Annotated in this window: 1 protein-coding gene; it reads left to right on the forward strand. The window is 70.5% G+C overall.

The features are described 5' to 3' along the window. Positions 1–261 precede the first annotated feature (261 nt). Positions 262–8,676: a type I polyketide synthase gene (locus OG326_RS22320; protein ID WP_327139042.1), complete on the forward strand. Its 8,415-nt coding sequence runs from the start codon at positions 262–264 to the stop codon at positions 8,674–8,676. Positions 8,677–8,681: the final 5 nt, after the last annotated feature.

The following is an 8,681-nucleotide window of genomic DNA, read 5'->3' on the forward strand; positions in this document are numbered from 1 at the left end:
CTTCCGCTACATATTTGTCGGTGGAATTCATCGTTCGCAGTGAGCGTCGATGAAAAGCCGGAATTTATTGTCTTCGCACCGATCGGTGATTGGATGACAAGGCCGCGACATGCGGTCTCGGTGGACGATATCGGGACGATATCGGCATGAGGAATGATCATGTTTCAGCGGATGTAAAGCTTCGATTGTCTTCACCAGAGGTAGTCAGAGGTAAAAGGAAGTCGATCTCGGCACAGCCGAGGAATTCGAGGCGTCGTTTTCATGAATTCCATCGTTCCCATCGCCGTCGTCGGCTACTCGTGCCGGTTCCCGGGAGCCGATGGCCCGGCCGAGTTCTGGCAGCTGCTGGCCGCGGGCCGGGATGCGATCACCGAGGTCCCGGCGGACCGCTGGGATCTCGTCGCGACCGCGGCGGCGCGCTGGGGGGCGTTCCTGGACGATCCCGGCCTGTTCGATGCCGGCTTCTTCGGAATTTCACCGCGCGAGGCCGCGGCGATGGACCCGCAGCAGCGCCTCGTCCTCGAATTGGGCTGGGAGGCAATGGAACACGCGGGAATCATCCCGGCGGCCGTATCCGGTAGCGGGACCGGGGTGTTCATCGGCGCGGCACTCGACGACTACGCCGTGCTCCGCGGCCGCCTGGGTGCGGGCGGCATCACCACCCATACCACCACGGGCACGCTGCGCAGCATGATCGCGAACCGGCTGTCCTACCTGCTCGGCGTGCGCGGGCCCAGCCAGATCGTCGACTCCGGGCAGTCGTCCGCGCTTGTCGCGATCCACCAGGCGTGCGAGAGCCTGCGCTCGGGCGAATGCACCGCGGCGCTGGCCGGCGGGGTGAATCTCAATCTCGCGGCGGAGACCGCGCTGGCCCTGGACGCCGCGGGCGCACTGTCCCCGGACGGGCGCAGTTACACCTTCGACGAACGGGCCAATGGTTACGTGCGTGGCGAGGGCGGTGCGCTGCTGCTGCTGAAGACGCTGGATCGGGCGCGTGCCGACGGGGATCGGGTGCGCTGCGTGTTCCGGGGCTCGGCGGTCAACAACGGCGCGGCCGCGGCCGCGCTCACCGTCCCGGAGGCGGAGATCCAGTGCGAGGTCATCGAACTCGCGCACCGCCGCTCCGGCATCACCGCACGGGATGTGCACTACGTCGAACTGCACGGGACCGGTACCGCGGTCGGTGACCCGGTGGAGGCGGCCGGGCTCGGCGCGGCGATCGGCGCGCATCGGCCTGCCGGGCAGCCGCTGCGGGTCGGGTCGGTCAAAACCAATATCGGTCACCTCGAAAGTGCCGCGGGCGTGGCCGGATTGCTGAAAGTCGTGCTCTCGCTGGAGAATCAGGCACTGCCCGCCAGTCTCAACTACCGCACGCCGAACCCGGATATTCCGTTGGCGCGGCTCAATCTGCGCGTGCAGCAGACGCTGGAACCGTGGCCGGCGTGCGGCGACATCCGCCGGGCCGGGGTGAGCGCCTTCGGGCTGGGCGGTACCAATGCGCACCTGATTGTGGAGGAAGCGCCGCGCGAGACGGGAACCGTTGCGGCGCTCCCGGAGTCGAGTTCCGCCGACCCGGCCGCGCCGGTGCTGTGGCCTCTGTCCGGGCGCAGCGCCGAGGCGGTCCGGGAGCAGGGCGTGCGGTTGTCCGCGTATCTGACCGAACACTCCGAGCTGACCTCGGCCGATATCGGCTGGTCACTGCTCGCCGGACGGACCGCCTTCGAATATCGCGCCGTAGTCGCGGGGCGCGACCGTGCCTCGCTGCTCAGGGGTCTGCAGGCCTTGGCCGAAGGCCGAACCGATGCCGCTCTGGTCGAAGGTGTGGCGGGTCCGGCTACCGGGCCGGTGTTCGCCTTCCCCGGCCGGTTGGCGCCGGGGACGCGGGCAGCGGCCCGTTTGCTCGACGAGTCACCTGTATTCGAGGCGCGAATCCTGGAGTGTGAGAACGCTATTCGCTCGCACGTCGGCTGGTCGCTCACCGCTGTGCTGCGTGGTGACGTGGAGGCGCCGCGACTGGATCAGGTCGATGTCGCGCAGCCCGTGCTGTTCGCCGTCTCGGTGTCACTGGCCGAGCTCTGGCGCTCGTACGGCGTCGCGCCCTGCGCCGTCGTGGGTCACGGTCAAGGTGAGATCGCCGCGGCGGTGGTGGCGGGCGCGATATCGCTCGATGACGGCGCGCGCCTCGTCGCGCTGGGCAGCCGGGCCTTGCGCGGGCTGGCAGGCCGGGGCGCGATGCGGGGTGTGGCCGCACCACTCGGCGAGATGTCGCGTCGCCTTGCGGCGTGGGGCGGGCGGGTCGCGGTCGCGGAGATCAATTCGCCGGGAAAGCTGACCCTCTCCGGTGATTCGGCGGAGCTGGATCGGCTGGGCGCCGAGCTGGCCCGGGACGGGGTGCTGTCGTGGCGGCTGCCGGGGGTGGCCTTCGCGGCCCATTCCATGCAGGTGGACGAGGTGCACACCGAGTTGCGGGAGGCCTTCGCCGCGATCGCACCACTGCGCTCGGAGATCCCCTTCTATTCGACGGTCACCGGCGGCCTGGTCGACGCCGCGGTTCTGGACGGTGAGTACTGGTTCCGGAATCTGCGTGCGCCGGTGGAGTTCGCGGCCGCGGTGTCGACCGTGCTGCACAACGGTCATGCGGCGTTCGTCGAGATCGGCCCGGAACCGGTGCTGGCGGACGGGCTGCGGGACGCGGTGCGGCGCACGGGCGGAAGTGGTTGTGTGGCAGGCCTTCCGGGCGACGATCGGGCCGGGCTCGACGGGTTCGTGATGGCGCTGGCGACAGCGCACGCGAACGGTATCGCGATCGATGGCGAAGCGGTCTTCGCCGGTTCGGGCGCGCGGCGGGTCGACCTGCCGACATATGCCTTTCAGCGGCGTCGCCACTGGCTCGGGCCGGTGGCCGGGTCCGGCGTATCGACGCCGATGCGGGCCGGGGTCGCGGCCGAACTGCCCGCGGCGCCTGAGCTCGCGCCGGAGCCGGTGCACGATGTGGCCGCGCTGGTCAGGTCACTGGTGGCGCAGGTGCTCGGTCACGACGAGGCCGGCGCCGTGTCGACCACAGGCACCTTCAAGGAACTCGGCCTCGACTCCCGGATGGGGGTGGAGCTGGGGGAGATGCTGTTCCGGCGCACGGGTGTACGTCTCTCGGGCACAGTGATTTTCGACTATCCGACTCCCGATGCCCTGATCGCGCATCTGCGCCGCAGACTGCTCCGGGCCGCCGGACCGCAGCCGGTGACCGGGTCGCAGACCTCGACCGCGGGGGACCTCGGCGCGACCGCTGCGCAGACCGGCGCCGCGCCGAGGTCCCCGGCGGTCACGGAGGACGATCCCGTGGCCATCGTCGGGATGGCGTGCCGGTTTCCGTCGGGAATCACGTCACCGCAACGGTTGTGGCAGGCCGTCGCCGAGGGTGTAGACGCGATCTCCGCGTTTCCCGATGATCGGGACTGGGAGCTCACCGCGCAGGGCTCGGCTGATCGGATCGGTGCGGCGCGCCGGGGCGGATTCCTCGACGGTGCGGCGGATTTCGACGCCGAGTTCTTCGGTATCAGCCCGCGTGAGGCCACCGCCATGGACCCGCAGCAGCGGATTCTGCTGGAAACCGCGTGGGAGGCCCTGGAGCACGCGGGAATTCGGCCCGACGGGCTGCGTGGCGGCCGGGTGGGGGTGTACGTCGGCGGGACCGCCATGGAGTACGGGCCGCGGCTGCACGAGCCGGTAGGAGACACCGAGGGGCTCCGCTTGACCGGGACGGCCGCCAGTGTCATGTCCGGTCGCATCTCGTATGCGCTGGGGCTGGAAGGTCCTGCGGTGACGGTGGATACGGCGTGTTCCTCGTCGCTGGTGGCTTTGCATCTGGCCGTGCGGTCGCTGCGTGCGGGGGAGTGCTCGCTGGCACTGGCCGGCGGTGTCGCGGTGATGTCGACCCTCGGCATGTTCGTGGAGTTCGGGCGTCAGCAGGGGTTGGCCTCGGACGGGCGGTGCAAGTCCTTCTCCGATGCCGCCGATGGGACGGGCTGGTCGGAGGGGGCGGGATTGCTTGTGCTGCAGCGGGTTTCGGAGGCGCGGCGCGCGGGTCGAACGGTGCTGGCGGTGGTGCGCGGTTCGGCGGTCAACCAGGACGGTGCGTCGAACGGACTGACCGCGCCGAACGGTCCTGCGCAGCAACGCGTTATCCGGGCGGCGCTGGCCGATGCGGGATTGACCACCGTCGATGTGGACGCCGTCGAGGCGCACGGGACGGGCACCCGGCTGGGTGATCCGATCGAGGCGCAGGCGCTGCTGGCCACCTACGGCCGGGACCGGCCCGCAGGGCGCCCGTTGTGGCTGGGGTCGTTGAAGTCGAACATCGGGCATGCGCAGGCGGCAGCGGGTGTGGCGGGCGTGATCAAGATGGTGCAGGCCATGCGGCACGGTGTGCTCCCGCGGACATTGCACGCGGAGGTGCCGTCGCGGCAGGTGGATTGGTCGTCGGGGGCGGTGCGGTTGCTGTCGCAGTCGCAGGTGTGGCCGGAGGCGGGGCGACCGCGGCGGGCGGGAGTTTCCTCGTTCGGGATCAGTGGGACCAATGCGCACGTCATCCTCGAATATCCCGGAAGCGGTAGCGAGGCAACGGTACCGGAGCATCGGCCCGTCGGCGGCGAGCTGATGCCCTGGGTGCTGTCGGCCGGCAGCGAGTCCGCGTTGACCGAACTGGCTGCGCGCCTGGGGAAGGTCGCCGCCGTGTCACATCCGCTGGATGTCGGCTGGTCGCTGGCGACGACGCGGGCCGCGCTGGTCCATCGCAGTGTGGTGCTCGGTCACGATCGAGACGAACTCCTGGACGGCCTGCGTGCGGTCTCGGAGGGCCGGTCGAGCGCCCGTGTCGTGCACGGACGGGCCGTGTCCGGCGGTGCCGTGTTCGTCTTCTCGGGCGAGGGCTCGCAATGGTCCGGCATGGCCGCGCGACTGCTCGAGATCTCGCCCGCCTTCGCGGACAAGATGGCGGAGTGCGCGGAAGCGCTTGCGAAGCACGCGGACTGGTCACTGCTCGCGGTGATCCGCGGCGAGGAGGGTGCGCCGTCGCCGGAGCGTGTCGACGTCGGTCAGCCCGTGCTCTTCGCCGTGAGTGTGGCACTGGCCGCGATGTGGCAGTCCTACGGCGTCCAGCCCGCCGCGGTGATCGGGCATTCCCGTGGCGAGATCGCCGCGGCGTGTGTGGCGGGCCTGCTCTCGGTACCCGACGCGGCCCGGTTGATCGCGGTCCGCGGACGGCTGCTGGCCGCGTCCGGGCTGGCGGGCCGGGGCGCGATGGTCTGGGTGGCGCTCAGTGCCGGTGAGGTGAGCGACCGGCTCACCGACGGGCTCGATATCGCCGCGGTGAACGCGCCCGGCTCGGTTGTGGTCGCGGGTGACCAGGAGGAAGTGGCCGCGTTCAGGCGGGCCTGCGAGGCCGACGGTGTTCGTACCCGTAAGACCTTCTCGGACTTCGCCTTCCACTCCGTGCAGATGAAGAGGGTGGCCGACGATCTGGCCGAGGCGGTCGCCGCCATCCGTCTCACGGCGGCGGCGGTGCCGTTCTTCTCCACCGTGACCGGCGGCGTGCTCGATGCCGAGGCCATGGACGCGGACCATTGGCGGCGGAATCTGCGCGATACCGTGCGATTCGAAGCCGCCGTCCGCGCCCTGCTCACCGGCGGGCATCAGCTTTTCGTCGAGGTCAGCCCGCACCCGGTGCTGATCCCCGCGATCGAGGAGACCGCCGAGGAACTGCGCGTGCCGATAGCGACCGTGCCGACGCTGACCCGCGGCGCGGACGATCGCGAGCGGCTGCTCACCAGCCTCGCCACCGCCTACGCGCACGGCGCCCCGGTCGACTGGACGGGCGCCTTCGCAGAATCGGATGCTCGGAGGGTCGAGCTGCCGACGTATCCCTTTCAGCGGCAACGATATTGGCTCGATTCCGGGGCCGCGGCGGCCGCTCGTGCGGTCGATCCGCAGGCGGGCGGGTTGCGCTCGGCCGCGCATCCGCTGCTGGCCGGTGCGGTCGATATCGCGGCGGTCGGTGCGGCGGTCGTGCTGACCGGACGGTTGTCGCAGCAGGCGCATCCGTGGCTCGCCGACCATGCGATCGAGGGCACCGTGCTGCTCCCGGGCGCCGCATTGATCGAATTCGCGCTCCGTGGCGGTCAGGAGATCGGGTGGGGCGTGGTCGAGGAACTGGTGCTGGAAGCACCGCTGCTCCTGCCCGCCGCGGGGGCGGTCGATGTGCAGGTGGTGATCGGCGAGGCTGCCGGAGATCAGCGGCAGCTCGGCATCTTCTCGCGCCCGGTGGAGGATCACGCCGATCACGCATGGACCCGGCACGCGAGCGGGACACTGGGCGTCGACACCCGGGCGCACCCGCCGAGCGATACGGCGCCCTGGCCACCGGCCGGCGCCGCGGTTATCGAGTTCGGCGACCTCTACGCGGGCTTCGCGGAACGTGGCTACGACTACGGTCCGGCATTTCGAGGACTACGGGCCGCCTGGCGGTCCGAGGACGAACTGTGCGCCGAAGTGGAACTACCCGTCGCCGCTGCGGCGGGTGAGTACGCCGGGGTGCATCCGGCGCTGCTGGACGCCGCTGTGCAAGCGGTGCTGCTTTCCCGGGGCGCGGACGAGGGAACCCTGCTGCCCTTCGCATGGGCGGGTGTCCGGCGATACGCCCGCGGCGGATCCGTGCTGCGGGTCCGGATCACAGCGGTCGCGGCCGATGCGGTGACGGTGACCATCGCCGATCAGCGGGGTGACCCCGTCCTGACGATCGATGCCCTGACCATGCGTGCCATCGCGCGTGGACAGTTGGCGGCCGGCGACCACGATCTCTTCGAAGTGCAGTGGGTCCCAGTGGAATCGGGCACCAGCACGCCCGTCGCCTGGACGGTATGGGCCGGTGACGCTACCCGTGCCGAGGCATCCGGGGGCGCGGTTGTGCTCGACGCGCGCACGTTCGGGCCTGGGCCCGACGCGGCCGGGTCCGGCCGGACATTGGCCGACGCCGCCCAGGGTGCGGTTCGGCAGGTGCTGGATGCGTTGCGGCGGTGGGTGAAGGACGAGGGCTTCGACGGTGCGCGTCTGGTCGTGGTGACCGCCGGTGCGACGGGGCCCGGCGCGACGGATGTCGTCGGCTCGGCGGTGCGGGGCCTGGTGCGCTCGGCGCAGGTCGAGTTTCCCGGGCGATTCGTACTCGTCGATGTGGACGGTTTTGCCGAATCCGCCACCGGCGCTGCCGAATCCGCCACCGGCGCTGCCGGGTCCTTCGGGCTGACGCCGCTGCTGGATGAGCAGGCGTTGCTGCGGTTGCCGGATTCGGAAGATCAACTGCTGGTGCGTTCCGGGCGGGTGTCGGTCCCGCGGCTGGGTCGTGTTGCCGCTGCGGGAGATTCGGGTTCGACCGTACCGGGTCGAGCTGCGGTGCAGGCAGACTCGAACGGGTCCGGGCTGGGTGACGGTGCGGTGCTGATCACCGGTGGCACCGGGACGCTGGGCAGCGTGCTGGCGCGGCATCTGGTGCGGCAGCGGGGTGTCCGGCATGTGGTGCTGATGTCGCGGCGTGGGCCGGCGGCGCCGGGCGCGCCGGACCTGGTGGCCGAGCTGGAGGGCATGGGCGCGCGGGTCGAGGTGGTGGCGTGCGACGTTGCCGACCGGGCAGCGCTGGCAGCCGCACTGGGCCGGGTGTCGTCGCTGTCGGCGGTGGTGCACGCGGCGGGGGTACTGCGGGACGTGACGCTCACGGGCATGTCGGCGCCTGATATCGATGCGGTGTTCCGGGGAAAAGCATTGTCGGCGTGGAATTTACACGAGTTGACCGCGGCGTCGGATCTCTCGGCGTTCGTGCTGTTCTCCTCGGTGATGGGTGTGCTCGGCGGTGCCGGACAAGGCAATTACGCCGCCGCGAACGCCTTCCTGGACGGATTGGCAACGCTGCGTCAGGCCTCCGGACTGCCCGCGGTGTCGATGGCATGGGGATTGTGGGACGCGGCAAGCGGTATGACGGGCGAATTATCGGCGGCGGACCGGCAGCGTATGGCACGCGGGGGCCTGGTCCCGATGCCGGACGAGCGCGCGCTGGCCTTGTTCGACACCGCTCTCGGCGCGGGACGGGCCGCGGTCGTACCCATGGGCGTGGACCTTGCCGCCCTGCGCCGCGGCGCGGCGGACCCGGCCCCGCTGTGGCGGGGCCTGGTTCGCCCTGCCCGCCGGGGCGCGGCCGTACCCGCGGCACCGCCCGATCTGCGGCGACAACTCGCGGCGCTACCGGTGGCCGAGGACCGGGAACGGCTGGTGACCGATGTCGTGCGGGCGGAGGTCGCGGCCGTGCTCGGGCAGTCGCACCCCGAATCCATCGACCTGCACCGCGCTTTCAAGGAAATCGGGTTCGACTCGCTGATCGCCGTCGATCTGCGTAATCGCCTGATCCGGGCGACAGGTTCGAGACTGCCCTCCACCCTCGTGTTCGACCACCCGCGCCCGATCGCGATCGTCTCGTATCTGCTGGGCGCGCTGATCGACACCGAAAGTGCCGCAACGGTCGCCGAAAGCGCTGCGGCGGAGCGGTATTCGACTCCGTCCGCACCGGATGAGGACGTGATCGATGGGCTGGGGATAGCGGATCTGATTTCGCTGGCGCGGGAAGGGGCTGAGCAGTGAAGGTT

Source organism: Nocardia sp. NBC_01327 (assembly GCF_035958815.1).
In the GTDB taxonomy this organism is placed as follows: Bacteria; Actinomycetota; Actinomycetes; order Mycobacteriales; family Mycobacteriaceae; genus Nocardia.